Raw genomic sequence first — 26,775 nt, 5'->3', positions numbered from 1 at the left:
CAGCCGAACGGCCATCTTGGCGCCTAGCGCGCTGCCGCTCGGCGAGCCGGTGCCGCCGAGCGGAGAGCTCCCCGGCCAGGCACTGGTCGGCGCCGAGTCACGAGACTTCGGCGTCTACATCCACGTGCCCTTCTGCCGCGTGCGATGCGGCTACTGCGACTTCAACACCTACACGGCGGAGGAACTCGGAGGGGTCTCGCGTTCCAGCTATGCCGGCGAGGTGGAGAAGGAGATGGTGATCGCCGAGCGGGTGCTGAGCGGTGCCCCTCGCGAGGTATCCACCGTCTTCTTCGGTGGCGGAACGCCGACTCTCCTGCCCGTCAGCGACCTTGCGGCGATGCTCGAGGGAGTGCGCAGTCGCTGGGGCCTCGCCCCAGACGCGGAGGTCACCGTCGAGGCGAACCCCGACTCGGTCGGCGAGCGTGAGCTCGCCGAGCTCCGGGCTGCTGGAGTGACCCGAGTCAGCTTCGGGATGCAGTCCGCCGTCCCGCACGTCCTCAGCGTCCTCGAGCGCACCCACGATCCGGCACGCATCCCTATCGTGGTCGCCGCAGCGAAGCGAGTCGGGCTCGAGCCGAGCCTCGACCTGATCTACGGCACTCCCGGCGAGTCCATCGACGACTGGCGCCGATCGCTCGACATGGCGCTGGCGCAGGAGCCGCTGCACGTGAGCGCGTATGCGCTCATCATCGAGGAGGGCACGAAGCTGGCCAGGCAGATCCGCCGCGGCGAGGTGCCCGCTGTGGACGACGACCTGCAGGCCGACATGTACGAGCTCGCAGAGGAGCGACTCTCAGCGGCCGGGTTCGAGTGGTACGAGGTCAGCAACTGGTCGCTCGACGGCAAGCACGCGTCTCGCCACAACCTCTCCTACTGGCGAGATGCGGACTGGTGGGGATTCGGGCCAGGCGCGCACAGCCACGTGGGTGGTGTGCGCTGGTGGAACGCCAAGCATCCGAGCGCCTACGCATCGAGGCTTGCTGAGGGCATCACCCCGGCCATGGGGCGCGAAGTGCTCGACGAGGAGACGAAGCGCTTCGAGCGGATCATGCTCGGCTCGCGTCTGCGGGAGGGCCTCGCGATCTCCGAGCTGGACGACTCCAGCGTCGTCGCCGAGCTCATCGCCGAGTCGCTCGTCGACGGGAGGGCCGCGCTGAAGGGCAGGCTCGTCCCGACGCTCCGGGGGCGGCTCATGGCAGACGCGATCGTGCGCCGAATCGCCGCCTGAGCCGGCTCAGCTCACGAACCGGAAGGTGACCGGGTACCGGTAGGGGAGACCCTTGTTCGCCTGGACCGCACCGAGAATGGCGTAGACGACGACGGCAACCCAGAGCAGCGGGTAGAGGAGCGGGACGATCAGCGCCAGTGGGCCGCCGATCAGCGAGAGCAGCGAGATGACGCCGATGCCGAGGTACACGATCGCAACGGTGATGCCGAAGTTGAGCGCCTCGCGGCCCTCGCTGTCGGCGAGAGGCCCTCTCCGCCGTGTGACGAGCCAGAGGATGAGCGGCCCGACTGCCGGGGCGACGATGTTGAGCAGGTGATCGAAGGTTCCGACGAGGCGGTCGCCGTCTCGGGTCAGGGGCGGTTCTGTCCCATTCTGCGGGCCCGACTGCTGGTACTGCCCGCCCTGCGGGTGCCCGTAGGGAGCCTGCTGTCCGTACGGGACCTGCTGACCGTGGGGAGCCTGCTGCCCGTACGGTGGCTCCTGCCCGTAGGGTCCCGGCCGGTCGTATGGCGGCTGCCGAGGCTGATCCTGGTGTCCTGGCGGCGGGGTCGGTGCGTTCTGATCTGACACGGGGTTCCTCTCGTCGGTTTCGCCCACGCTACTGCGCGTGCCCTCCGAGGGCCTGGCATCCTGCTGGTGGCGCGAGCGGAAAGCGGTAGGATTGGCAGTCTCAGGTTCGGAGTGCCAGTCCGACTCGCAGCAGCTCGTCGAGGGAGGAGCATCGTGGTTTCAGACAGAAGCATGCAGGTGCTCCGCGTCATCGTCACCGACTACGTCACGAGTCGTGAGCCGGTGGGCTCCAAGTCGATCGCAGACCGTCACGATTTCGGCGTCTCCGCGGCCACCATCCGCAACGACATGGCACAGCTCGAAGACGCCGAGCTCATCGTGGCCCCGCACACGTCCTCCGGGCGCATCCCGACCGACAAGGGCTACCGACTCTTCGTCGACCGGCTCGCCGAGTTCAGGCCGCTCTCCGGGGCGCAGCGTCGGGCGATCGAGACGTTCATCGAGGGCAGCGACGACGTCGACGAGGTGCTCGGACGGTCGGTGCGACTGCTGGCGCAGCTCACCAACTCCGTCGCGATCGCACAGTACCCCTCGCTCGCGAACGCCGCCATCCAGCACGTCGAGTTCGTCCTGCTGTCGAGCATGCGCGTCCTCACGGTCCTCATCACCGACTCGGGCCGCGTCGAGCAGCGCATCGGGCATCTGCGTGCCGAGGTGAGCGTCGAGCAGCTGCATGTGCTCCGGGACCGGCTGGCCGGCCGCCTCGTCGGGAAGACGGTCGCGCGCGCTTCCACGGAGCTCAGGGATGTCAGCGGCATCATGGGGGAGCGAGACGCGGAGCTCTTCGCTCCCGTCATCGCCAACCTGCTCGAGCTCGTCCTGGCGCACCGCCAGGAGCGCCTCGTCATGGCGGGCACCGCGAACCTCGCCCGGACCGAACGTGACTTCCCCTCGAGCATCCTGCCCGTCCTCGAGGCCATCGAGGAGCAGGTGGTCCTCCTGCGGCTGCTCGACGAGCTCCACTCCAGCCCCGAGGCCTACTCGGTCAGCATCGGCCAGGAGAACGTCGACCTGGGCCTCGGCGAGACGGCTATCTTGACGAGCGGCTACCGCAGCTCCGGGAGCGACGCGCGTCTCGGCGTCGTCGGGCCGACGAGAATGGACTACCCGAGGAATATCCAGGCCGTTCGAGTGGTTGCGAGTTACCTGTCACGGGTGCTCGACGAGCAGCACTCGGACGACTGACCCACACCGCCAGATCACTCGGCGGATGCACCCGGCGCCTGACAACGCAGGCGTGACACACACAGATGCAAAGAAGGAGTCGCCACTCTTGGCAGACCACTACGACGTGCTCGGCGTGAGCCGTGAGGCGTCCCAGGACGAGATCAAGAAGGCCTACCGCAAGCTGGCACGCCAGCTGCACCCGGACGTCAACCCGTCCGAAGATGCCGCGGAGCGCTTCAAGTCCGTCACGCACGCCTACGACACGCTCATCGACCCCGAGCGGCGCCGGCAGTACGACCAGGGCGGCCCAGATGGGCAGTCCTTCGGTGGCTTCGGCGACATCTTCGAGACCTTCTTCGGCCAGCAGGGCTCCCGCGGACCCCGCTCGCGCGCGGAACGCGGCCAGGACGCGCTCGTGCGCGTCGAACTCGACCTCGACGAGGTCATGTTCGGCACGCACCGGGACCTCGAGGTCACGACGGCGATCGCCTGCGAGAACTGCCAGGGCACCTGCTGCGCGCCAGGGACCTCGCCAACGACGTGCTCGGCATGCGGTGGGGCCGGGTCCGTGCAGCGACAGGTGCGCTCCATCCTCGGCATGGTCGTCACGAACCAGCCGTGCGCGCAGTGCCGCGGCTACGGCACGGTCATCGAGCACCCGTGCGACACGTGCCACGGCCAGGGGCGCGTCCGATCGAACGTGAGCATCCCGGTCGACATCCCGTCCGGTGTGGACTCCGGGCTGCGCATCCACCTTCCCGGTCGGGGCGAAGCCGGACCAGCAGGGGGAGCGAACGGTGACCTCTACCTCGAGATCCGCGTGCGCCCGCACGAGGTCTTCTCGCGAGACGGCGATGACCTCCAGTGCGTCGTCGAGGTGTCGATGGCCGACGCGATCCTGGGTACCTCGACCACGGTCGGTGCGCTCGACGGCGACGTCGACCTGCAGATCCCCGCGGGCGTGCAGTCGGGTGAGGTGCTGACCGTTCGAGGTCGGGGCATCACGCGGCTTCGCTCGACGCATCGCGGCGACCTCGACATCGCCGTCCAGGTCGTGACCCCGGCGAAGCTCGACGGCAGGTCGCGCAAGCTGATCGAGGAGTTCGCTGCCCGTCATCGCCACGAGGCCCCTCGCCTCGCGCGGGAGAAGCAGGGGATGTTCTCGAAGCTCCGCGACCGTTTCGGTCGCTGACGTGGCGTGGCTCTACCTCGTTGAGGACCTCGACGAGGCGCTGCGCGTCGGCGGCGTCGTCGAGGTGCGCGGCGCGGAAGCCAAGCACATGGCGGTCGCGCGGATGCGAGTGGGCGAACGTGTGCAGCTCGGCGACGGGCGCGGATTCGTCGTCGACGGCGAGCTCGCTCTGACTGAGCGCGACCGCGCACTCGTCACGGTCCTCGCCGCGCGGCGAGTGGCGCAGTCGGTTCCGCGTGTCACGGTTGTCCAGGCACTCGCGAAGGGCGGGCGAGACGACCTCGCCGTGCAGGTCGCGACGGAGCTCGGAGCCGCGGCGTTCGTGCCGTGGCAGGCGAAGCGCAGCGTGAGCCGCTGGGACCAGAAGGCCGAGAAGGGCCGTGAGCGGTGGGCATCCATCGCCAGGGAGGCCAGCAAGCAGAGCCTCGCCGCGTGGGTCCCGGATGTGGCCCCGCTGCACTCGACGGGTGAGGTCGCAACGCTCGCCGGTCACGCGCCGATGCTGGTCCTCGACCCGCTCGGCGACACCTCGTTGCGCCAGGCCCTCGTCGAGCAGGTCCCGGCAGGCGCTTCCGGGCTGACGCTCGTCGTCGGGCCAGAGGGCGGCATCGACGAGAGCGAATTCGAGGCCTTCGAGGCTGCCGGCGCCAGGCGCGTGCACCTCGGCGCTGGCGTTCTTCGAACCTCGAGTGCGGCTCCCGCCGCGATCGCGGCGATCCTGGCGCTGAGCGGCACGTGGGACTCTCGGTCCCGCGCGAGTGCCGAGTCGTAGGCTGGTCTCATGTCGAGTTCAGAGCCGTCCATCTTCACGCGCATCATCAACCGCGAGATCCCAGCCGACATCGTGTTCGAGTCCGAGCGGATCATCGCCTTCAAGGACATCAGCCCGAAGGCGCCCGTGCACCTTCTTGTGGTGCCCAAGACCCAGGAGTACGCGAACGTCGCCCAGCTCGCGGCAGGCGACCCGGCACTGCTCGCCGAGGTCATCGCGGTCGCCCAGGGGCTCGCCGATCAGCACACCGACAGCGAATTCCGGCTCATCTTCAACTCGGGGGCGGCAGCAGGTCAGACCGTCTTCCACGTACACGCCCACGTCCTCGGCGGAGGACTCTCGGAAGGATCCCTTGCCTAGTCAAGACAGTTCACCGTCCCAAGGTCCCGGGGAGCCCGGCACCTGGACTGATTTCGTGGAGCAGACCACCACGGTCGAAGGCGTCGCCATGGTGCGGCTCCTCGGGCCCGGCGACCGGCTGCTCAAGTCCGTCGAGCGCGAGCACCCCCGCGTGCGCGTGCTCGCGCGCGGGAACGAGATCACCTTCAGCGGCGAGCGAGACGACGTCGTCGCAGCCGAGGCGCTCCTGCGCGAGATCATTGAGATGGCGCGCAGCGGCGTCGACCTCGAGCCAGCTCAGGTCGAGCGCTCCCAGCGGCTCATCGACCGTGGCGAGGAGACCCCAACGGACGTGCTCGGCCAGTCCATCGTGCAGTCCCGTGGCAAGGTCATCCGCCCGAAGACACTCGGCCAGAAGCAGTACGTGGATGCGATCGACGACAACACGATCGTCTTCGGCATCGGGCCCGCCGGAACGGGCAAGACCTACCTCGCGATGGCGAAGGCCGTGCAGGCCCTGCAGCGCAAGGAGGTCACGCGGATCATCCTGACTCGCCCGGCCGTCGAAGCCGGCGAGCGCCTCGGCTACCTGCCAGGGACCCTCAACGACAAGATCGACCCGTACCTGCGGCCGCTCTTCGACGCGCTCAACGAGATGCTCGACCCGGAGGTCGTGGTCAAGCTCATGGCGAGCGGGACGATCGAGGTCGCGCCGCTCGCCTACATGCGCGGGCGCACGCTCAACGACGCCTTCGTGGTGCTCGACGAGGCGCAGAACACGACGCCGGAGCAGATGAAGATGTTCCTGACGAGGCTCGGGTTCGGATCGAAGATGGTCGTCACGGGGGACATCACCCAGCTCGACCTGCCCATGGGGGCCTCGGGACTGAAGCTCGTGACCCACGTGCTCGGCGGCATCGACGAGGTGCACTTCTCGCACCTCACGAGCGACGACGTCGTCAGGCACACCCTCGTGGCCCGCATCGTCGACGCCTACACCGAGTACGACCAGAAGAAGCAGGCGGACGATCACCGACGCCAGGACAGGAACGCAAGCCGATGAGCATCGAGGTCAACAACGAGGCCAGCTACGAGGTCGACGAAGGCGCCCTGCAGCGCGTCGCCGCGTACGCGCTCGACCAGCTGCACGTGCACGCCGAGTCGGAGCTCGCGATCGTGCTCGTCGAGGTCGGCCCCATGGAGGAGCTGCACGTGCAGTGGATGGGTGAACCCGGCCCCACCGACGTGCTCAGCTTCCCGATGGACGAGCTTCGGCCAGGCAACGTCGATCGGCAGACGCCTCCTGGACTGCTCGGAGACATCGTGCTCTGCCCGCAGGTCGCGACCGACCAGGCGAAGGCCGCCGGGCACAGCATGATGGACGAGCTCCTGCTGCTCACGACCCACGGAGTCCTGCACCTGCTGGGCTTCGACCATGCCGAGCCCGAGGAGGAGAAGCAGATGTTCGGGCTCCAGCGCGATCTCCTCGTCGGCTTCCACCTTCAGGAGAGGAAGCGCGCCAGATGACCGCGGCTCTGCTCGTCGCCGCCATCGTCCTGATGGTAGCGATGAGCGGGTTGCTCGCCGCGACGGAAGCGGTCATCGCGCGTCTCTCCAAACCGGAGCTCGAGCACCTCGCCGCGGAGAGCCGCGCGAAGCGCTCGATCGAGGCGATCGCCGCCGACCCCGGTGCCCACAGCAACGCGCTGACGTTCGCACGCGTGCTCTTCGAGAGCATGTCGGCGGTCCTGGTGACGCTCATCCTGACCGATCTCTTCGACGTCAGGTGGCAGGCGTTCCTCGTCTCCGTTGCCATCATGATCCTGGTCTCGTTCATCATCGCCGGCACGAGTCCGCGAAGCGTCGCGCGGGCGCATCCCCAGCAGGTGATGGCCTTCGCGGCCCCCATCGCGCGCGGAGTCCGGCTCGTGATCGGGCCGGTCGCAGATCTGCTCGTCGTGCTCGGCGATCGCGTGACCCCTGGGCGTCCGCAGCGCCTCGGCTCCGTCTCGAGCGAGGAGGAGCTCCTCAACATGGTCGATGAGGCAGCAGACCTCAAGGTGCTCGAGCACGGCGACCGGGAGCTCATCCACTCCGTCTTCGAGTTCTCCGACCGGCTCGTCCGGGAAGTCATGGTCGCTCGAACGGACATGGTCACGGTCGACGGCGACGCCGGGGTGCGGGAAGCGCTCGAGCAGTTCCTCGAGACCGGCATCTCCCGTGCTCCGGTCATCGGCCGGGACAGCGACGACATCCTCGGGATCCTCTACCTCAAGGACCTGGTGCGGCATTCGCTGCAGGACGAGGCGGAGGCGAGCCCCGCGGTCGAGCTCGCCCGGCCCGCCGACTTCGTCCCGGAGTCGCTGCGCGCCGACCTGCTGCTGCGCCGCATGCAGGCGTCCGCGACCCACCTCGCCATGGTTGTCGACGAGTACGGCGGCATAGCGGGCCTCGTGACCCTCGAGGATCTCATCGAGGAGCTCGTGGGAGAGATCAGCGACGAGTACGATCGACCGAATGACGAGCCGCGGAAGCTGCTCGATGGGCGATACCGGGTGTCGTCTCGCCTCGCGACGGGGGAGCTCGGCGATCTCTTCGACATCGAGCTCGAGTTCGACGACGTCGACTCCGTGGGCGGGCTGCTCGCGAAGTCGCTGTCCAAGATCCCCGAACGAGGGGACAGGGCGGTGGTCGACGGCATCGAGCTCGTCGCCGAGCGAGTCGGACCCCGCAAGCGCATTCTCACTGTCCTGGCGCGCCGCCTGGAACCACTTCAAGAGTCAGGAATCGAAGCATGACGAACTACCGAGCAGGATTCGTGACCTTCGTCGGTCGCCCGAACGTGGGCAAGTCCACTCTGACGAACGCGCTGGTCGGCGAGAAGATCGCCATCATCTCCGACAAGCCGCAGACCACTCGCCGTGCCGTGCGAGGCATCGTCCACCGCGAAGACGGACAGATCATCATCGTCGACACCCCCGGCATGCACCGTCCGCGGACGCTCCTGGGGGAGCGCCTCAACGATGTCGTGCACGCGACGGTCGCGGAAGTGGATGTCATCGGGTTCTGCGTGCCGGCCAACGAGCCCGTCGGCCCGGGCGATCGCTTCATCAACGAGCAGCTGGATGAGGCCCCCAAGGCTCGCAAGATCGCCATCGTGACGAAGGCGGAGACCGTGAGCCGGGACGTCCTGGCCTCTCGCCTCGTCGACGTCCAGGGTCTCCGCGAATGGGATGACATCATCCCCGTCTCAGCAGCTGAGGACATCCAGCTGGACACGCTCACGGGCATCATCCTCGGGCTGCTCCCCGAGTCCGAGCCCCTGTACCCGAGCGACATGAAGACCGAGGAGTCGTTCGAGCAGCGTGCGGCGGAACTCGTTCGCGAGGCGGCGCTCGAGGGTGTGCACGACGAGCTCCCGCACTCGATCGCGGTCACGGTCGAGGAGATCGTGACGCGGGACGACGGCGTCACGCGCGAGCTGTACGTCAACATCGTCGTCGAGCGCGACAGCCAGAAGGGCATCATCATCGGGCGCGGCGGCGAGCGGCTGAAGCGCATCCGCGAGCAGGCGCAGCGTGAGATCTCGCAGATCACCGAGGGGCGTGTCATCGTCTCCATCCGCGTGAAGGTGGCGAAGGAGTGGCAGCGTGACCCGAAGCAGCTCGGACGCCTCGGCTTCTGAGCCGCGGTCCGTCGATGCTCTCGCGGCTGGTGGACAGCCGCGGGAGTCCTTCTTCGCGGCAGTCGGCGGGCTGTGGAAGGCGCACACCTACCGCCTGACCTGGCTGCAGTGGGTGACCGACATCATCCTCGGCCTCCTCTTCGCGCTCACGTTCGGCCTGCCCCTCGACTACGACGCCGGAGACGGCACGACGCTGACCTGGCTGCTCCTGCCGTCCTGGGTGCTCTTCACGGTCGCGATGATCATCCGGCGCTACGCGCCATGGCCGAGCTTCCTGATCGTCGTGCTCGCGGCACTGCTGAAGTCGGTCTTCGCGTTCGGCCCGCATCCGCAGGATGTCGCGATCTACCTCAGCATCTACGCCGCGGTCGCCTACGGCAGCCGTGCCCTTGTCATCAGCTCCGCCGTCTACGGCGTCGTGGCACCGACGATCATCGTGGCGCTCATCCCGCACTGGAATCCGACGAGCTTCACCTGGGAGTCCATCGCCACGAACGTCGAGGGCAGCCGCGACGCGTTCCTGTTCGCTGCGGCGTTGATCTGGCTGCTCTTCGTCGGGGCTGGAGTCGTGGCCTGGCTGGCAGGGCTCCTTCGCCGCGCGCATCTGCGGGCCCAGGAGGTCAAGAACCGGGCGGCGATCGTGGAGCTCGAGCGCATCCGAGCGCAGGAGCAGCTGGCCGCTGAACAGGAGCGAACGCAGATCGCGAGAGACATGCACGACGTGGTCGCGCACTCCCTGGCCGTGGTCGTCGCCCAGGCCGACGGCGCGCGGTACGCGATGAAGAGCAACCCCGACTCGGCGGAGGCGGCGCTCGGGACGATCTCCTCGACGGCCAGAAGCGCGCTCGTCGACGTCCGTGGCCTTCTCGGGCAGCTTCGGCACAGCCAGGAGGCCGGTCCGGAACCTGGCCTCGACGAACTGCCCGCACTGTATTCCAGGATGCGCGCGGCCGGCCTCGACCTGCAGCTGGAGACGAGAGGCGAGCCTCGGACCCTCACGACGCAGGCGCAGGGCGCTGTGTTCCGCTTGGTGCAGGAGTCGTTGACCAACGTGCTCAAGCACGGCGATGCCGCGAGGCCCGTCGTCGTGCGACTGAGCTGGGGGCAGGTCTTCGAGGCGACGATCCTCAACTCCGTCGCGGAGCCCCCGCACCCGAGAGGCGAGGGCGGGCACGGACTCGTCGGCATGGCGGAGCGCGTCGGCATCGCAGGCGGTAACGTGCAGGCTGAACGGCTTGGTGCGCAGTTTCGCGTGCACGCCTGGCTGCCCATAGCCTCGCCGCAGGGGGCCGCTGGGGCCGAGCTCGACAGCGACGGCACTCGCTCCACAACCGAGAGGCACACATTTTGACCAGTTCCCAGATCACCGTCGCGCTCGTCGACGATCAGCCTCTCTTCCGCAGCGGAATCCGGATGCTCATCGACAGCCAGGAGGACATGCGCTTCATCGGCGAGGCGAGCGACGGAGTCGCGGCGGTCTCGCTGGCGAAGGCGCTCAAGCCCGATGTGATGCTCATGGATGTGCGCATGCCGGGACAGGACGGCCTCGAGTCGACGAAGCAGATCGTCGCGAGCGGGTCGTCAACACGCATCCTGGTGCTCACGACCTTCGACCTCGACGAGGCGGTCGCGAAGGCAGTCGGGGCGGGCGCCAGCGGGTTCCTGCTGAAGGACGCCGATCCGGAGTTCCTGCTCGCGGCGGTCCGGACCGTGGCGACAGGTGCCGAGGTCTTCGCCGCTCAGGCCACCGCCGACCTGATCAGGCGCTATTCGGCCGCCGTTCCGGCTTCGCGCGCCGTGCCGCAGCAGTTCACGACGCTCACCGAGCGCGAGCGCGAGATGTTCGCGCTCGCCTCTCGCGGCTTGTCGAACGGGGAGATCGCCCGACAGGAGTTCTTGAGCGAGGCCACTGTGAAGACGCACATCTCGCGGGTGCTCGCGAAGCTCGGGCTCCGCGACCGGGTGCAGCTGGTCGTCTTCGCCTACGAGCACGGCCTCAACTGACCGCGCGGGTGAACTCCGTGCCTCGGTGCTACGCTGGGCCAATGCTGTTCGGCACCCTCCTTCTTCGTTGCCGCGGCGAGGCTTCGCTCTAAGCCCCCTCGCCGCGGAGTCTGCTGTCGGCTTAGCACGACAAGAAGATGTGATCCGGAGCTAAAAATGAAGAACATGCAGCAGCCGTCATCGATGCCAGCGCACCGCTACGTCCCGCACCACGAGCAGATCGCCGTCGACCTGCCCGACCGTACCTGGCCTTCCAAGCGCATCGAGCGCGCACCGCGCTGGTGTGCCGTCGACCTGCGCGATGGGAACCAGGCGCTCATCGACCCGATGTCCCCGGAGCGCAAGCGCGCGCTCTTCGACCTCCTGGTCCGCATGGGGTACAAGGAGATCGAGGTCGGGTTCCCCTCGGCCAGCCAGACCGACTTCGACTTCGTCCGCTCGCTGATCGAAGAGAACGTCATCCCTGACGACGTGACGATCCAGGTGCTCACGCAGGCGCGTGGCCACCTGATCACCCGCACCTTCGAGTCGCTGAAGGGCGCGAAGCAGGCGATCGTGCACCTGTACAACTCGACGAGCGTCCTGCAGCGCGAGGTCGTGTTCCGCAAGGACCGCCAGGGCATCATCGACATCGCCCTCGAGGGTGTCCGTCTGTGCCGTGAAGCCGAGGCGATCGTTCCCGACACGAAGATCTACTACGAGTACTCGCCAGAGAGCTACACGGGCACTGAGCTCGACTTCGCGGTCGACATCTGCAACCAGGTCATCGAGGGCTTCGACGCGAGCCCCGAACGTCCCGTCATCATCAACCTGCCGGCGACCGTCGAGATGTCCACACCGAACATCTACGCGGACTCGATCGAGTGGATGCATCGCAACCTGACGCGGCGAGAGAGCGTCGTGCTCTCCCTGCATCCCCACAACGACCGCGGCACGGGTGTGGCCGCCGCCGAACTCGGCTACCTCGCCGGCGCCGACCGCATCGAGGGCTGCCTCTTCGGAAACGGCGAGCGCACGGGCAACGTCGACCTGGTCACGCTCGGCGTGAACATGTTCACCCAGGGCATCGACCCGCAGATCGACTTCTCCGACATCGACGGCATCCGCCGCACGGTCGAGTACTGCACGCAGCTGCCCGTCGGGGAGCGCGCCCCCTGGGGTGGCGACCTTGTCTACACGGCCTTCTCGGGCTCGCACCAGGACGCGATCAAGAAGGGCTTCGAGGCCATGGCCGCGAAGGCCGACGCGCTCGGCGTGTCCGTCGACGAGCTCACGTGGGAAGTCCCGTACCTGCCCGTCGACCCTCGCGACCTCGGCCGGAGCTACGAAGCCGTCATCCGCGTGAACTCCCAGTCCGGCAAGGGCGGAGTCGCCTACCTGCTCAAGGAGCACCACAACCTCGACCTGCCGCGACGTCTGCAGATCGAGTTCTCCGGGGTCGTGCAGAACAAGACCGACTCAGAGGGCGGCGAGGTCTCGACCGACGCCATCTGGCGAATCTTCAACGACGAGTACCTGCCCGCGGAGAGCGAGCAGCACAAGTGGGGTCGTTTCGAGCTGTTCCGCACGGCGACGAGCTCAGCGCTCGACGGAGCCGTCGACCTGAGCGTCTCGCTGCGCGACGGGTCGGGAGTGGCCGAGCACGCCTCGCAGGGCAACGGGCCGCTCGACGCCTTCATGAAGCTGCTCGGGCAACAGGGCCTGCAGGTCGAGCTGCTCGACTACGTCGAGCACTCGCTGTCCGTGGGTGGCGACGCGCGCGCCGCGGCCTACATCGAGCTGGACGTCGCGGGCGTGCGCCTCTGGGGAGTCGGTATCGACAGCGACATCTCGACGGCGTCGCTCAAGGCCATCGTGTCCGGCGTCAACAGGGCGCTGCGCGGCGAGACCGAAGCCGAGCTCGATGCTCAGCTGACGACGGTCGCGTAGGCGCAACCGGCACGTTCAACGGGCGGGCACCCGGCCGGAGGTCACTCCGAGCTCGGGTTGCTCGCCCGTTTCTGTTCGATGATGTCGATCGGTCGGGTGTCGGGGGCGTGCAGGCCCGACGCCTCGAGAATCTCCTGGTCGGTGAAGGGCAGCTCCCGCTCGGGCCTGCCCGTCCGGGGCGACCTCCGGATTCGTGGCATCTTCAGCGCGATCTGCTCGGGCAGACTGAGCCCGAACCAGACGCTGGCCATGCGCACGGCGAAGGTCACCGCGACGCAGATCACGATGCCGATGATCTGGGAGACGCCGAACGCGTCTGCCAGCACGAACGCTGCGCTGCCTGCCGTCGCGGCCACGGCGTAGAGGGAGCCGACGAAGAGGATGCCGACCGGCATCCCGAGCAGCATGTCGCGGACCACGCCTCCGCCGGCCGCGGTCACGGTTCCCACGAGCAGCGTCGGCAGGATCGGGAGGTCGAAGTTCATGGCCTTGAGCGTGCCGACCGCGCAGAAGAAGCCGAGCGCCGCTGCGTCGAGGACCGAGACCAGGCCGTCCATGCGTCTGAGCAGTCGCTGCAGGAGCATCCCGCCGAGTGCCGCCGCCCCAGCTGTGAAGAGGAACCACTCCGTCTCCATGCTCACCGGACGGATGCCGAGGAGGAGATCGCGGATGATGCCGCCGCCGAGACCCACGGTGATGCCGATGATGACGACGCCGAGCCAGTCGAGCTTCTTGTCGCGGAACTGCTCCGCGACCATGGCCGCGGTGATCGCGCCGATGGCGATGGCCGTGAGGTCCAGCCAGAGGGGGAGCGTCGTGGCGGGCGAATCCATGGTCTCAATGCTCCCACAGCGCCGTGCTGAGCCGAGTCACGCGTGGTTCCCGGCTCTCGCTGCTCGGAGGGCCATACTGGGTTGATGCCCACCTATCGTGACGAGGCGGTTGTCCTTCGAACCCAGCGCCTCGGCGAAGCCGACCGCATCGTCACACTGCTCGGCAAGGAACGCGGAAAGGTGCGGGCTGTGGCCCGCGGGGTTCGTCGGACGTCGTCGAAGTTCGGCGCTCGGCTCGAGCCGTTCATGGTCGTGGACGTGCAGTGCTACGCGGGTCGCAACCTGGACACCGTCACGCAGGCTGTGACGCTCGCCGCGTACGGGCGGGACCTGGTCGAGGACTACTCCAGGTATTCGGCCGCTTCCGTCATCGTGGAGGCCGCCGAGCGAGTGGCGGAGGCTGAGCCGTCGCCCCAGCAGTACACGCTGGTCATCGGGGCCCTGCGGGCGCTCACCCTCGGCGCGAGGGCGTCCCAGGACATCCTCGACTCGTACCTGCTCCGCTCGCTCTCGCTCGCCGGCTGGGCCCCCGCGCTCGATGACTGCGCGAGGTGCGGAGCCCCGGGGCCGCACGAGCGATTCAGCGTGCAGCTCGGGGGAGTCGTGTGCCAACGATGCACTCCAGCGGGGATCGTGCGAGTGGACGAGGCGACGGTGCAGGCGGTGCGCGCGCTGCTGTCCGGCGATTGGGCGATGCTCGACGGCATCGAGGTCTCGGCCAGGGCACGTGCCAGTGGAATCGTCTCGGCCTACTCGCAGCACTATCTCGACAAGAAGCTCAGATCGATGCAGGTCCTCGAACACGACCGCCTGCTCGGACGCCTGGAGCCGGCGACCGCGGTCGCTCTGAGCAGCGCGGGCGGCGGGGCAATCAACGGAGACAACGACCCGGGCGCGGAGCCCGGCACGGAGGAGACGGCATGAGCCGGAGCAGGCAGGCGCAGACGTTCAAGCCGGTCGACTGGACGGGTGTCTATCCGCCGGCGTTCGAGGCGTCCGAGGTCCCCTCGCACGTGGCGGTTGTCATGGACGGCAACGGCCGCTGGGCCAACCAGCGCGGTCTGCCGCGGATCGAGGGCCACCGAGCCGGGGAAGCTGCCCTCCTCGACGTCGTCGCGGGCGCCCTCCAGGTCGGGGTGAAGCACCTCAGCGCCTACGCGTTCTCCACGGAGAACTGGAAGCGCTCACCCGAGGAGGTGCGCTTCCTCATGGGCTTCAACCGCGATGTCCTCCATCGGCAGCGCGACCAGCTGAACGAGTGGGGGGTGCGCATCCGCTGGGCTGGGCGGGAGCCGCGCCTGTGGAAGTCGGTCATCAAGGACCTGCAGCTTGCCGAGCACCTGACGAAGGACAACACTCGGATGACGCTCACGATGTGCGTGAACTACGGAGGGCGCCTCGAGATCGCCGACGCCGTGAAGCGCATCGCCGAAGAGGTTCGCGAGGGGAGGCTGCGACCAGAGCGCGTCACGGAGCAGACCATCGCCAAGTACCTCTACGACCCGGAGATGCCGGATGTCGACCTCTTCGTGCGATCGAGCGGTGAGCAGCGGACGAGCAACTTCCTGCTCTGGCAGGCTGCCTATGCGGAGATGTGCTTCCTCAACACGCTCTGGCCGGATTTCTCTCGCACCGACCTCTGGGAGGCGATCGAGCGCTACGCGGGCCGGGAGCGCAGGTTCGGTGGCGCCGTGGATGCGCCGACTCGCGTCGACGCCCCCGCCCCGACCGACGCCAGCTGAGACGGCGGGGGCGGGCGCGCCGCGAGATCAGCGGAATTCGACGGTGACCTTCTCCCCGTCGATGGCGAAGGTGCCCTGCTCCCAGATCGTGTCCGATCCTTTCGTGGTTCGCCCGCTCTCGCCTGCCGAGATGTACGTGGCGAGACCTCCCTCGATCTCGAAGGAGTCGGAGGTATCGCTGACGGTCACGGTCGGATAGGTGGCGATGCTCCAGTTCACGCTTCGATTCGCGCCGGAGGCGTAGGTGCTGAACGGGCATCCGACGGGAGCCGCGGCCGTCGAGGAGGCACACTCGTCGATCTTGGCGGTGACCGCGGATTCCACCGCGGACTGCAACGCCTCGGTCGGCGTGTAGACGACGTTGCGGTTTGCGACGTGGTCGTCGGCGATGGTGCCGACACGCACCGGCTGGTTCGAGGCGGAGTAGAACTCGGAGATCGTTCCCGTGACGGGGTAGATCGCCGGGTAAGCGTCGAACTGCACCCAGCTCACCGGCTGACTGCCTTCCCAGGTTCGAGAGTCGACGGGGTCGGGGGTCACCGTGACGGCGCCGATCGTGAGGTCCATGGCATGACTCGTGCCGACGGCCGAGGCGAAGACCAAGGGTGTGAGGATCCGCCAGTGCTCGAGCACCAGGAACTCATTGTCAACGCGTTCAGCGACGAGCACGGCCGTCTCCGTCGTCCCGCCGAGCCTGTAGGTGACCTGCACGTTCTTGGTCTCGCGGCCTGAACCCACCGCTGCGGGCGTCGACGGAGTCAGCCAGCCATCCGCGGCGGGTGTCGTGGCGGCTTCGAGCTCGACGATGTCGAGGACGGTGATCCGCTCGGTCGCGGCGGCGAGCATCTCGTCGCTCACATACTGTCGCTGAGCGCTCTCGATGTTGGGGTCGACGAGTTCGCCGGCCAGGCTCGCGTTGCCGTCGGCGATGGCCTGCACGTAGCGGCGGGCTTCCGCGATCGCGCCGCGGTGGCCGTTGACTGCGGTGACCGCAGTGGCGGTTGCCGCGATGATGATCGCCGCGATGGCGAGGGCGGCGCCAGCGCGACGCAGCCTCCGGCGCGCGGGTGCCCCGAGCTGCCGAGCAGTCCACGCAGGTGGGGTGGATGCGGCGGGCTGGGCGATCAGTGGCGGACGTGTCTCCGATCCGTCGGCAGCAGGCGCGCGCCCACGGTCGAGACGCGCGAGCAGGCTGACCGCACGGGAATGGAGCCGCGGGGCGATGATCCTGAGTCGAGGCGGCAGCGCCCAGGCGAGAAGCTCGACTGCCAGCGCCCAGATCGCGAAGAGCGCGGGGGTCCAGAACGAGGGCCTGACGCTGATCGTGAGGTCGCCGAGCGAGAAGCCGAGTGCCGATGCCGATCCGGTGAGCACCACCGGCAGGAGCATGGACGTGAGGATCGTCCAGACCAGCAGGGCTGCGGCAGGCAGGCGCCAGAGGCTCGACCATTGCGGGAAGCGTGTCTCGGGCCGACCGACCCCGATGAGCACGGCACTCCCGACCGTCGCGGCGACAACCGGAAGGAGGGCGAGCCACGCATAGGGGAGCTCAGGCGAGAAGACCGACGCGACTGTGCTCGGCCCGAAGGGGATGCTCACGGCGATGGCCCCCAGGTGCCCGAGGATCAGGGTGGTGAGGGCGAGGTGCGGTGCCGCGGCCAGGAGCACCGGCACCGACGTCAACGGGCTCTCCGACTGTGCGACGCCGAGGATCATCGCGATGATGCCGAGGAGCGAGCCGGCCACTGCGAGCGTCGCGGTGTAGATGCCGAGCTCCGCCCCGAGGAGCCGCAGCTCTCGTGACCGCGAGCCGGGCAGCGGCGTCTGAGGTGCTCGACCAGGACGGCCTCGTGCGGCAAGAGAACGACCGAGCCATCCGCTCAGGAAGATCGACGTGAACGCCACAGGCGCGAGTGCCGGGCTCAGCGCGGTGACGGTGGCAGCCGCGCCCGGCGTGTCGAGACGCAGGCCGGGTGCTGCGACGCAGAGGAGGAGGACCGCGAACGTGCCGCTTGAGACTGCGGCCGCTCCGAGCCTGCCGCGCCTGCCTCGATCCGCCCCGCGCCGCTCGAGGCCATAGGCAGTCGCGAGGCTGACTGCCAGGACGAACGCCAGCGACGCGAGGGGCCACAGTCCGAGCGTCAGGCCGCTGCCGCCGGTCAGGGAGAAGCCGCCGACTGACTCCACGCCCAGTCTGAGCTGGCCTGAGAAAGGGAGCGCCGTGAGCAGGAGGACGAATTGCCAGAGCAGCTCGAATCCCGACGCCGCGTTCGAGGCGCTCGGCTGATTCCCCGGCGCGAGGTCGCTGAGAAGGAGGGCCAGCGCGGAGCTCAGACCGGCTCCGCTGAAGAGCGCGGCGACAGCGCAGGCTCCGGCGTGCAGAGCACTCGTGGTGATCAGATTCTTGTCGACAGCGCTGGTCAGCGTTGATGTGGGAGTCACAGAGGGTGCCCTTCGGATGCGCGACGTCCTGGGGGACAACGCCATTCGAATGTTCAGATGATTCGCGACATCGTTGCAGACCTCCGAGCAGGCGCAGTGCCGCAGAAGCGGATCTGTGGAGAACCCCTCGCGGACGGCCTTCCGGCATGGAGCCGCTCACGAGCCTGGCGCTTGACTAGACTGACGACTTGCGGCGGACACGACCCTGGGTTCGCCTTCGACACCTCAGCAGGAGTTTCTCTCAATGGCGCAAACCACGCTCGACAAGGTCATCGCTCTCGCGAAGCGGCGGGGCTTCGTCTTCCAAGCGGGCGAGATCTACGGAGGCACTCGCGCCTCTTGGGACTACGGCCCCCTTGGCGTCGAACTCAAGGAGAACATCAAGAAGCAGTGGTGGCAGACGTTCGTCCGCGGCCGCGCGGACATGGTGGGACTCGACTCCTCGATCATCCTGCCCAAGGCGGTCTGGGAGGCATCCGGCCACGTCGCGACCTTCACCGACCCGCTGGTCGAGTGCCTGAGCTGCCACAAGCGCCACCGCCAGGACCACCTCATCGAGGCGTTCGAGGCGAAGAAGAACCGCGCGCCGGAAGGCATGTCCGACATCGTCTGCCCTGACTGCGGGACCAAGGGGCAGTGGACCGAACCCCAGCTGTTCTCCGGCCTCGTGAAGACCTACCTCGGTCCCGTCGACAACGAGGCGGGACTGCACTACATGCGTCCCGAGACCGCCCAGGGCATCTTCGTGAACTTCAACAACGTGCTCACCACGTCGAGGAAGAAGCCTCCCTTCGGCATCGGCCAGGTCGGAAAGGCGTTCCGCAACGAGATCACGCCAGGGAACTTCATCTTCCGCACGCGTGAGTTCGAGCAGATGGAGATCGAGTTCTTCGTGCACCCGGATGAGGCGCAGAAGTGGTTCGAGGACTGGGTCGAGGCCTGCTGGAACTGGTTCACGGACCTCGGGCTGAACCCCGACAACATGCGGCGCTTCGACGTTCCCAAGGAGGAGCGCGCGCACTACTCGGCCGGAACGATCGACTTCGAGTACCAGTTCGGCTTCAAGGGAACCGGCTGGGGTGAGCTCATGGGGGTGGCGAACCGCACGGACTACGACCTCACGTCGCACTCGACCGCGTCCGGCACCGGCCTCAACTACTTCGATCAGGCCTCGGGAGAGCGCTACACGCCATTCGTGATCGAGCCGAGCTTCGGCCTGACGCGATCCATGATGGCGTTCCTCGTCGACTCCTACGTCGAGGAGGAGGCGCCGAACGCCAAGGGCGGCGTCGACATCCGCACCGTTCTGCGGCTCGACCCTCGCCTCGCGCCCATCAAGGTCGCGGTGCTGCCGCTGAGCCGTGACGAACGCCTCAGCCCCGTCGCGCGCGAGCTGGGCGACAAGCTCCGCAAGCACTGGAACATCGACGTCGACGACGCGGGCCAGATCGGCCGCCGGTACCGGCGCCAGGATGAGATCGGCACGCCGTTCTGCGTGACGGTCGACTTCGACACGCTCGAGGACAACGCCGTGACCGTCCGCGAACGCGACTCGATGGCCCAGGAGCGAGTCGCCCTGGACCAGCTCGAGGCGTACCTCGCGGGTCGTCTGCTCGGAGCCTGATCGCGCCTCCCGAGTGAACCAGGACGTCGTGGGAACCAGCGAGCGCCCGTCCGCGAGAACGCGGGCGGGTCGCTCGCTGCGGCCTGCGCTCCTGACCATCGCGGCTGGGCTTGTCCTGCTCGCCGTGCTCAGCTACGTGTTCATCTCGGCCCGGGCTACCGACCGGGGAGCCGCCACGCTGGATGCACCGTCGGCGATCGCCGAGTGGCGGGGCGAGGCCTCGGAGCTGCTCCCACGTGGCACGGTGAGCGTCGGTGGTGTGCAGCTGTCGGCAACCGAGATCCAGTGCGGCCTGCCGCGGCACGATTGGCGGGGCGGCAGCGCGAGCGCCGCCGGCCAGTTCTGCGTCGTCGACGTCGATCTCCGCAATGGGAGCGGCGAGTCGATCTCCCTCGCGCCGGACGTCTTCGAACTCGAAGACGCTGCGGGGCAGACGTCGATCGCAGACCACGAGACCACCGCCTACGGCACCGACCTGCCTGCCGGTCCCGCGGAGGAGAAGCAGCTCCTCCCATCCGCCTCCACCCGCGTCCATCTGGTCTTCGATGTCTCGACCTCGGCGGCGGGTCCGATGGAGCTGAAGTTCGAGCCTGCTCCCGAGCTGAGGATCGTCTTCTGAGGCGACGAGGGGCTCCTGTTCGAACGTGTCGGGGCTGGCGTGCGAAAGTCGCCTCGACCTGCGAGAATTGATCGGTTATGACCTTGACTGCACTCGACTCGAAGCCGCTGCGCATCGGCCCCCTGGTTCTCGACGTCCCAGTTGTGCTCGCGCCCATGGCTGGCATCACGAATTCCGCCTTCCGGCGCCTCTGTCGCGAGTACGGCGCGGGCCTCTACGTCTCGGAGATGATCACCTCGCGCGCGCTCGTCGAGCGGACGCCGGTGACCATGCGCCTCATCGAGCACCACGAGTCGGAAGAGGTCAGGAGCATCCAGCTCTACGGGGTCGACCCCAAGACCGTCCGCGAGGCCGTCACGATGCTCGTGGCCGAGGACCGAGCGGACCACATCGATCTCAACTTCGGATGCCCGGTTCCCAAGGTCACGAAGCGTGGAGGCGGGGCCGCGCTGCCGTGGAAGACCTCCCTCTTCCGGGCCATCGTCGAGGGGGCCGCGGAGGCCTCCGGTGACATCCCGCTCACCATCAAGATGCGCAAGGGCATCGACGACGATCACCTGACCTACCTGGAAGCCGGCCGTATCGCGGAGGGTGCTGGCGTCGCAGCCGTCGCACTCCACGGGCGCACGGCCTCCCAGTTCTACTCGGGGCAGGCTGACTGGGATGCCATCGGCAAGCTCAAGGAGACCGTCACGAGCATCCCGGTGCTGGGCAACGGCGATATCTGGGCGGGCGAGGACGCGTTGCGGATGATGGAGCAGACCGGATGCGACGGCGTCGTGGTCGGGCGCGGCTGCCTCGGGCGCCCCTGGCTCTTCGGCGACCTCACTGCTGCCTTCCGCGGCGACTCGACGCGCATCCAGCCGACGCTCGGGGCGGTGGGCGACGCGATCCGTCGACACACCGAGCTCCTCGCGGAGTTCCACCAGGAAGAGGCCCGCGCCTGCCGTGAGATGCGCAAGCACATGTCGTGGTACCTGAAGGGCTACCCGGTGGGTTCCGATGTGCGCTCCGGTCTCGCGCTCATGTCGACGCTCGAGGAGCTCGACGGCCTTCTGGCTCAGCTCGATCGCGACCAGGCCTACCCTGGACAGGACGCCGAGGGCCCTCGCGGGCGAGCGGGAACGCCCAAGCGGCCGTCGCTGCCGGACCGCTGGCTCGAGTCTCGCGAGCTCAACGAGGACCAGAAGGCGAATATCTCCGCCGCCGAGCTGTCCCACTCGGGAGGCTGAGGGTGACGCTTCCCCCTGAGCCGATCGACCGGAGTCCTTACGGCGACCACGATCGAGAGCGCTTCCTCCCCGAGCACCACGAGAACCGTCGACGTTCGACGTTCGCCAGGGACCGGGCGCGGCTCGTCCACTCGAGCGCGCTGCGCAGGCTGGCGGCCAAGACGCAGGTGCTCTCGCCGACGGCCGGTATCGACGCTGCACGCAACCGGCTGACGCACTCCCTCGAGGTCGCGCAGGTGGGACGCGAGATCGCCGGCACGCTCGAACTCGATCCCGACATCGTGGACACGGCGTGCCTGGCCCACGACCTCGGGCATCCGCCGTTCGGGCACAACGGCGAGAAGGCGCTCAACGAGTGGGCACAGGACATCGGCGGGTTCGAGGGCAACGCCCAGACCCTCCGCATCGTCGCCCGCCTCGAGCCGAAGGTGTTCGGCCCCGACGGTCAGCACTACGGACTAAACCTCACTCGGGCGAGCCTCGATGCGAGCTGCAAGTACCCGTGGACTCGGGAGGCTGGGGCGGAGCGCGGCACGGGAAAGTTCGGTGTGTACGCCGACGACCGCCCGGTCTTCGACTGGGTGCGGCAGGGCGCGCCTGAGGGGCGAACCAGCATCGAGGCCCAGGTCATGGACCTGAGCGACGACATCGCCTACTCGGTGCACGACCTCGAAGACGCCATCGTTGAGTCGTTCGTCTCGCTCCCCGAACTCGACGACCTCGCCAACCGCCCGGCGATCCTGTACGCGGCCGCCGACTGGTCGGGGTCAAAGTTCTCCGAGGAGGAACTCGACGAGGCGTTCACTCGCCTGCAGGCGCAGCCCTACTGGATGCGCGAGTACGACGGGTCGAGGGTCGCGCAGGCGGGGCTCAAGAACCTGACGTCGCAGCTCATCGGCCGCTTCGCGAAGGCCGCGACGGCAGCCACGTGGGCCGCGCAGCCGGGGGAGTCGCTCATCCGGTACCGCGCCTCGCTGGTCGTGCCACGCGAGATCCGCGCCGAGATCGCGCTGCTCAAGGGCATCGTCGCGGGCTTCGTCATGTCGCTGGATGCGCGTCGGCCCATCTACGAGCACCAGCGGAAGATCTTGGTCGAGCTGTCGGACATGTTCTGGCAGACCGGCGACCAGCACCTCGACGCGGCGTTCGCCGCCGATTTCCGGGCGGCCGGTGACGACACCGAACGCAAGCGGGTCGTCGTCGACCAGGTTGCGAACCTCACCGACAAGGGCGCTCTCGTCTGGCACGACCGGCTCGCTGCGGCGTCGGAGGTGCCGTCTAGGGTGGCTTCATGGCACTGATCCGCAAGAGCGATATCGAGGAGGTTCGCTCTCGCACGGACATCTCCGAGATCGTCGGCGACCATGTCACCCTCAAGAACGCGGGGATCGGGTCGAAGAAGGGGCTCTGCCCGTTCCACGACGAGCGCACGCCGAGCTTCCACGTGCGGCCGCAGCTCGGCTACTACCACTGCTTCGGGTGCGGGGAGTCCGGTGACGTCTTCACCTTCCTGCAGAAGATGGACCACGTCACGTTCTCCGAGGCCGTCGAGCGCCTCGCGGGGCGCCTCGGGTACGCCCTCACGTACGAGGACGGCGGCCATGCACCCGACCACTCGAAGCGTCTCCGGCTGCTGCAGGCGCACACGGCCGCCGAGACCTACTACCGCGAGCAGCTGCAGGCGCCCGGGGCGGAAGCGGCTCGAGAGTTCCTGGGCGGGCGGGGGTTCGATCCGAGTGCCGCGGCCATGTTCGGTGTCGGGTACGCGCCGCAGGGGTGGGACTCCCTGTCGAAGCACCTCGCGGGCCTCGGCTTCACGACGCCGGAGCTGAAGGAGTCGGGGCTGCTCTCGACCAACGAACGCGGCTCGAGCTACGACCGCTTCCGCGGCCGGGTCATGTGGCCCATCCGCGACACCTCTGGTCAGACCGTGGGGTTCGGGGCGCGAAAGCTCTATGACGACGACAAGGGGCCCAAGTACCTCAACACCCCCGAGTCCCCGATCTACCACAAGGCGCAGGTCCTCTACGGGCTCGACGTCGCGAAGCGCGAGATCGCCAAGCAGCGCCGGGTTGTCGTGGTCGAGGGGTACACCGACGTCATGGCCGCTCATCTCGCGGGTGTCCAGACGGCGGTCGCCACGTGCGGAACCTCGTTCGGCGTCGACCACATCAAAGTGCTGCGCAGGATCATGGACGATGAATCCGCCGGCGGACAGGTGATCTTCACCTTCGACCCAGACGAGGCCGGCAAGAAGGCCGCGATGCGGGCGTTCGCGGAGGAGCAGCGCTTCGTGGCGCAGACGTTCGTCGCCGTGGCTCGCGACGGGCTCGACCCCTGCGATCTCCGTCTCGCGCGGGGTGATGCTGCCGTTCGCGAGCTCATCGACCATCCCATGCCGATGTACGAGTTCGTCATCTCGCAACAGCTGCTCGGGCACGATCTCGACACCGTCGAGGGCAGGGTCGCTGCCCTCCGGCAGGCGGCTCCCGTGGTCGCCGGCATCCGCGACCCCGCGATGAGACCCGGCTACTCGAGGCGCCTCGCGGGAATGCTCGGGATCGACCTCGTGCAGGTGGAGCAGGCCGTGCGTGCGGCGAGGGGCGCCAGCAAGAACGCGCCGCGCGGGCAGGCGGCGACTCGGGCTCCGGCTCGTGTGCCGGACCAGCGCTCTCGACCGGGCGGGCAACGCGGTCCGTCCTCCGGTCACTTCGAGGAGGAGCCGCCGTTCCCCGACGGCGAGGGGTACGACTTCCCGCCGGACACGAGCGACTTCGGCGGCGGCGCAGTGCGCGCGGTGCGCATGAGCGACCTGCCGAACGATCCCGTCACTCGCCTCGAGCGCGACACTCTGATGGCGGTGCTGCAGCATCCGAGGCGGCTCTCCGACGAGCGCTTCCAGCAGGTCATGGCGGCGGGCTTCACGAACGCGTCGCTCTCGACGGTGCGCGATGGCATCGTCGCGACCCGAGACTCCCTGGGCTCGATGGAGTGGATCACGCGGATCGGGGAGGAAGTGCCGCAGGCGTTCACGACGCTCGTGACCGAGCTTGCCATGGCGTCGATTCCCGCGGGGAGCAAGGACGAGCAGATCGACCTGTATGTCCGGTCGCTGAGCGCATCGCTGGTGGAGCGCGACCTCCTGCGGAGGAAGGCGGAGCTGCTGGGGGCGCTGCAGCGAACGGATGGGCGTGCGGAGCCGGAGCGCTTCCGGTCGCTGAACGAGCAGCTCATGTCGATCGAGAATCAGAAGCGCGAGCTGCGCGAAGGCTAGGCTCGCACGGTGGGCTCGTTGCTCGAAGGCCGAGCGACGGGTGTTCCGGCGGGTTCGGAGAACAAAAGGGGAGACCAGGCATGGCAACGAGCGCAGATCATCAACGGGCCGTCGTCGCCGACGACCTGTCGATCTCCTACATCGAGCACGGGTCGAATCGAAAGCATGAAGCCGTCAGCGGCATCTCGTTCGAGCTCGAGCCCGGTGAGATCCTGGGCGTCGTGGGCACGGCCGGGTCCGGCAAGTCGGCCCTGGGGCGCATCCTGTCCGGCCGTCGCCGCCCCGGCAAGGGGGAGTGGCCGTTCATCACGGGCGGCACGCTCGAGGTCGTCGGCATGGACCTGCGCCACCCGTCGCGGCTCGACCGCCGGCGCATCGATCTGGACATCGGCTACCTCGCGCAGGACTCCGGCGACCAGCTGCGCAACGACCTGACGGTGGCCGAGAACATCGCGGAGCCCATCCTCTCGCGCGATCGCTCGTTCGACCGGAAGCGTCTCGGGCGAGCTGCGGCCATGCTCATCGACGCGGTCGACCTCGAGCTCGGCATGCTGGGCAAGTTCCCGTTCGAGCTGTCGCGAGGCCAGCGTCAGCGCGTTGCGTTCGCCCAGGCCCTCATCGTGGAGCCGAGCGTGCTTGTCGTCGACGAGCCTGCGCAGGGCGTCGACATCATCGCGAGGCCGGCGCTCTTCAGCTTGCTCGAGCGCATCAACGTGGCCCGCAACTGCACGATGATCCTGCTCAGCCATGATCTCCGCGCGATCGAGCGTCTGACGAAGAACGTGCTGGTGCTCGACCGCGGCTTCGTGCTTGCGCGCGGCACCATCGACGAGGTCCTCGCCGACCCGCATCACGCCTACCTGAAGCGCATGCGGGAGGCGCGCGAGTACGCCTTGACGCCCCTGCCAGGGCTCGTCGAGCGCGAGACGCTCGCTGCGATGGATCTCGTTGCGGATGGCCTGTTCGGCGACCCCGATGTGGAGCAGCAAAGCGCGGATGCCCAGCGCACCGCCCGCGAGCAGCTTGTGTCCCAGCGCGCGGAGTTCGCCCGCTTTCAGACTGACGAAGACGGCACCGAGAAGGAGTAGCAGCGGATGAGCGCGAGCAGCACGCAGGTTCAGCACACGGCGAGGTTGGCTGAGGAGGCGACCCTGCTCGAGGGGGATGCTCGCCCCGAATCCGGGGCAGTGACGCTGCTCCCCGAGGGCGATGCCGCCCCGTTCGCTGACGCGGTCGTCGCGAACGGCGGACGACTCGTGGACCTCGGCCCGGAGACGCGAGGGATCGTCTACCTGTCCGCATCCAAGGTGCAGGGGCTGATCGACGCTCTCGAGGCGAACCCGCAGGTCACCTGGGTGCAGCTGCCCTTCGCCGGCATCGACAATTTCGCGGCCAAGCTGAAGCCGCACGCCGAGCGTGGGGTGCTCTTCACCTCGGCGAAGGGTGCGTACGCCGAGCCCGTCGCGGAGCATGCGCTTGCGCTGACGCTCGGCCTGCTGCGCGAGTTCCCTCGGCGCCTTGCGGCGCGCACGTGGGAGAAGAAGACGGGCACCTCGCTGTACGGCAGGCACGTCGTCATCATCGGTGCTGGCGGCATCGCGCTCGAGCTCCTCGACCTGCTCGAGCCATTCCGCGTGACGACGACGATCGTCCGGGCTCGCGACCTGCCGGTTGAGGGTTCCACTCGCACCGTGACTGCAGACAGGCTCGATGAGGTGCTGCCTGACGCTGACGTCGTCATCGTGGCCGCGGCTGCGACCGATGAGACGCGCGGCCTCATCAACGAGCAGCGCCTGCGTGCCATGAAGGAGACCGCGGTGCTCGTGAACATCGCCAGGGGGCCTCTGGTCGACCCTGACGCGCTCCAGGTGGCGCTCGAGGAGTCCTGGATCGCTGGGGCCGGTCTCGACGTCACCTCGCCCGAGCCGCTGCCGGACGGGCACCCGCTGTGGACCACGCCGCGTCTCATCATCACGCCGCACGCGGCGGATACGCCCGAGATGGTGCAGCCGCTGCTCCAGGAACGTGTGCGCCGCAACGTGGAGGCGTTCGTGTCCACTGGCCGGTTCGTGGGCATCGCGGATCCGGTTCGGGGCTACTGAGGAGGGCTCGAAGACGGCGGA

Annotated in this window: 24 protein-coding genes; 21 read left to right on the top strand and 3 right to left on the bottom strand. The window is 68.2% G+C overall.

Annotation, left to right across the window (positions count from 1 at the left end; all coding sequences use genetic code 11):
- The first annotated feature begins 16 nt into the window (after nucleotides 1–16).
- Complete coding sequence (gene hemW / locus ITJ61_RS04800; protein WP_104340892.1) at nucleotides 17–1,228, top strand: radical SAM family heme chaperone HemW; 1,212 nt, start codon at nucleotides 17–19, stop codon at nucleotides 1,226–1,228.
- A gap of 6 nt (nucleotides 1,229–1,234) precedes the next feature.
- Here hemW and ITJ61_RS20210 read toward each other — a convergent pair whose 3' ends face one another.
- Nucleotides 1,235–1,798 carry a DUF4870 domain-containing protein gene (locus tag ITJ61_RS20210; protein WP_194685654.1) on the bottom strand — a complete coding sequence of 188 codons (564 nt, stop codon included), beginning with the start codon at nucleotides 1,796–1,798 and terminating at the stop codon, nucleotides 1,235–1,237.
- A gap of 153 nt (nucleotides 1,799–1,951) precedes the next feature.
- Between ITJ61_RS20210 and hrcA the strand changes: the two genes are divergently transcribed.
- The 11 genes from hrcA (at nucleotide 1,952) to leuA (ending at nucleotide 12,886) form a co-directional block, all read left to right on the top strand.
- Nucleotides 1,952–2,983: a heat-inducible transcriptional repressor HrcA gene (gene hrcA / locus ITJ61_RS04790; protein ID WP_104241452.1), complete on the top strand. Its 1,032-nt coding sequence runs from the start codon at nucleotides 1,952–1,954 to the stop codon at nucleotides 2,981–2,983.
- A gap of 88 nt (nucleotides 2,984–3,071) precedes the next feature.
- Nucleotides 3,072–4,157 carry a molecular chaperone DnaJ gene (gene dnaJ, locus ITJ61_RS04785; protein ID WP_104241451.1) on the top strand — a complete coding sequence of 362 codons (1,086 nt, stop codon included), beginning with the start codon at nucleotides 3,072–3,074 and terminating at the stop codon, nucleotides 4,155–4,157.
- Nucleotide 4,158: 1 nt separating this feature from the next.
- Nucleotides 4,159–4,929 carry a 16S rRNA (uracil(1498)-N(3))-methyltransferase gene (locus ITJ61_RS04780; RefSeq protein WP_194685652.1) on the top strand — a complete coding sequence of 257 codons (771 nt, stop codon included), beginning with the start codon at nucleotides 4,159–4,161 and terminating at the stop codon, nucleotides 4,927–4,929.
- Between the two features lie 9 nt (nucleotides 4,930–4,938).
- Nucleotides 4,939–5,289 (top strand): HIT domain-containing protein, encoded by a 351-nt coding sequence (locus tag ITJ61_RS04775; RefSeq protein ID WP_104340894.1) that lies wholly within the window; start codon nucleotides 4,939–4,941, stop codon nucleotides 5,287–5,289.
- Nucleotides 5,290–5,377: 88 nt separating this feature from the next.
- Nucleotides 5,378–6,331 carry a PhoH family protein gene (locus tag ITJ61_RS04770; protein WP_104341189.1) on the top strand — a complete coding sequence of 318 codons (954 nt, stop codon included), beginning with the start codon at nucleotides 5,378–5,380 and terminating at the stop codon, nucleotides 6,329–6,331.
- Entirely contained in the window at nucleotides 6,328–6,795 is a 468-nt protein-coding gene (ybeY, locus tag ITJ61_RS04765; RefSeq protein ID WP_104241448.1) for an rRNA maturation RNase YbeY, read from the top strand. Before ITJ61_RS04770 ends, ybeY begins: the two co-directional genes overlap by 4 nt.
- The gene (locus ITJ61_RS04760) at nucleotides 6,792–8,066 is read left to right on the top strand and encodes a hemolysin family protein (RefSeq protein WP_104340895.1); all 1,275 of its coding nucleotides are present in this window, start codon (nucleotides 6,792–6,794) and stop codon (nucleotides 8,064–8,066) included. The genes ybeY and ITJ61_RS04760 overlap by 4 nt, the downstream gene beginning before the upstream one ends.
- On the top strand, nucleotides 8,063–8,953 hold the full coding sequence (era, locus tag ITJ61_RS04755; RefSeq protein ID WP_104241446.1) for a GTPase Era: 891 nt from the start codon (nucleotides 8,063–8,065) through the stop codon (nucleotides 8,951–8,953). The genes ITJ61_RS04760 and era overlap by 4 nt, the downstream gene beginning before the upstream one ends.
- Nucleotides 8,919–10,304, top strand: coding sequence for a sensor histidine kinase (locus ITJ61_RS04750; protein WP_104241445.1), 1,386 nt, complete (start codon nucleotides 8,919–8,921; stop codon nucleotides 10,302–10,304). Before era ends, ITJ61_RS04750 begins: the two co-directional genes overlap by 35 nt.
- Entirely contained in the window at nucleotides 10,301–10,957 is a 657-nt protein-coding gene (locus ITJ61_RS04745; protein WP_104241444.1) for a response regulator, read from the top strand. Before ITJ61_RS04750 ends, ITJ61_RS04745 begins: the two co-directional genes overlap by 4 nt.
- 156 nt (nucleotides 10,958–11,113) lie before the next feature.
- The gene (gene leuA, locus ITJ61_RS04740; RefSeq protein WP_104298654.1) at nucleotides 11,114–12,886 is read left to right on the top strand and encodes a 2-isopropylmalate synthase; all 1,773 of its coding nucleotides are present in this window, start codon (nucleotides 11,114–11,116) and stop codon (nucleotides 12,884–12,886) included.
- Nucleotides 12,887–12,927: 41 nt separating this feature from the next.
- On the opposite strand, the gene ITJ61_RS04735 is transcribed toward leuA, so the two are convergent.
- On the bottom strand, nucleotides 12,928–13,719 hold the full coding sequence (locus ITJ61_RS04735) for a trimeric intracellular cation channel family protein (protein ID WP_104241442.1): 792 nt from the start codon (nucleotides 13,717–13,719) through the stop codon (nucleotides 12,928–12,930).
- 84 nt (nucleotides 13,720–13,803) lie between these two features.
- Here ITJ61_RS04735 and recO point away from each other — a divergent pair, with 84 nt between their 5' ends.
- Together recO and ITJ61_RS04725 are read left to right on the top strand one after the other, a co-directional pair.
- Nucleotides 13,804–14,643 carry a DNA repair protein RecO gene (recO, locus tag ITJ61_RS04730; RefSeq protein ID WP_104241441.1) on the top strand — a complete coding sequence of 280 codons (840 nt, stop codon included), beginning with the start codon at nucleotides 13,804–13,806 and terminating at the stop codon, nucleotides 14,641–14,643.
- Nucleotides 14,640–15,461 carry an isoprenyl transferase gene (locus ITJ61_RS04725; protein WP_194685651.1) on the top strand — a complete coding sequence of 274 codons (822 nt, stop codon included), beginning with the start codon at nucleotides 14,640–14,642 and terminating at the stop codon, nucleotides 15,459–15,461. Before recO ends, ITJ61_RS04725 begins: the two co-directional genes overlap by 4 nt.
- Before the next feature lie 27 nt (nucleotides 15,462–15,488).
- Here the strand turns inward: ITJ61_RS04725 and ITJ61_RS04720 are convergent, their stop codons facing one another.
- On the bottom strand, nucleotides 15,489–17,903 hold the full coding sequence (locus tag ITJ61_RS04720; RefSeq protein ID WP_194685650.1) for a hypothetical protein: 2,415 nt from the start codon (nucleotides 17,901–17,903) through the stop codon (nucleotides 15,489–15,491).
- Nucleotides 17,904–18,147: 244 nt separating this feature from the next.
- Here ITJ61_RS04720 and ITJ61_RS04715 point away from each other — a divergent pair, with 244 nt between their 5' ends.
- The 7 genes from ITJ61_RS04715 to ITJ61_RS04685 all read left to right on the top strand — a co-directional run bounded on the left by ITJ61_RS04715 (nucleotide 18,148) and on the right by ITJ61_RS04685 (nucleotide 26,754).
- The gene (locus tag ITJ61_RS04715; protein WP_104298658.1) at nucleotides 18,148–19,527 is read left to right on the top strand and encodes a glycine--tRNA ligase; all 1,380 of its coding nucleotides are present in this window, start codon (nucleotides 18,148–18,150) and stop codon (nucleotides 19,525–19,527) included.
- A 28-nt stretch (nucleotides 19,528–19,555) separates the two neighbouring features.
- Nucleotides 19,556–20,146: a DUF4352 domain-containing protein gene (locus ITJ61_RS04710; RefSeq protein WP_194685649.1), complete on the top strand. Its 591-nt coding sequence runs from the start codon at nucleotides 19,556–19,558 to the stop codon at nucleotides 20,144–20,146.
- A 77-nt stretch (nucleotides 20,147–20,223) separates the two neighbouring features.
- Nucleotides 20,224–21,378, top strand: a complete 1,155-nt coding sequence (dusB, locus tag ITJ61_RS04705; RefSeq protein WP_104241436.1) for a tRNA dihydrouridine synthase DusB — start codon at nucleotides 20,224–20,226, stop codon at nucleotides 21,376–21,378.
- 2 nt (nucleotides 21,379–21,380) lie between these two features.
- The gene (locus ITJ61_RS04700; RefSeq protein ID WP_236558441.1) at nucleotides 21,381–22,679 is read left to right on the top strand and encodes a deoxyguanosinetriphosphate triphosphohydrolase; all 1,299 of its coding nucleotides are present in this window, start codon (nucleotides 21,381–21,383) and stop codon (nucleotides 22,677–22,679) included.
- Nucleotides 22,670–24,652: a DNA primase gene (gene dnaG / locus ITJ61_RS04695; protein WP_104298660.1), complete on the top strand. Its 1,983-nt coding sequence runs from the start codon at nucleotides 22,670–22,672 to the stop codon at nucleotides 24,650–24,652. The genes ITJ61_RS04700 and dnaG overlap by 10 nt, the downstream gene beginning before the upstream one ends.
- Before the next feature lie 80 nt (nucleotides 24,653–24,732).
- Nucleotides 24,733–25,740, top strand: a complete 1,008-nt coding sequence (locus ITJ61_RS04690; RefSeq protein ID WP_104298661.1) for an ATP-binding cassette domain-containing protein — start codon at nucleotides 24,733–24,735, stop codon at nucleotides 25,738–25,740.
- A gap of 6 nt (nucleotides 25,741–25,746) precedes the next feature.
- Complete coding sequence (locus tag ITJ61_RS04685) at nucleotides 25,747–26,754, top strand: NAD(P)-dependent oxidoreductase (protein ID WP_181064975.1); 1,008 nt, start codon at nucleotides 25,747–25,749, stop codon at nucleotides 26,752–26,754.
- The last annotated feature ends 21 nt before the right edge of the window (nucleotides 26,755–26,775 follow it).

The sequence above is a fragment of the Pseudoclavibacter sp. VKM Ac-2888 genome (assembly GCF_015351285.1).
Lineage (GTDB): Bacteria > Actinomycetota > Actinomycetes > Actinomycetales > Microbacteriaceae > Pseudoclavibacter.
Note: the sequence above shows the minus strand (reverse complement) of the source record. Positions and strands in the feature narration are given on the sequence as shown.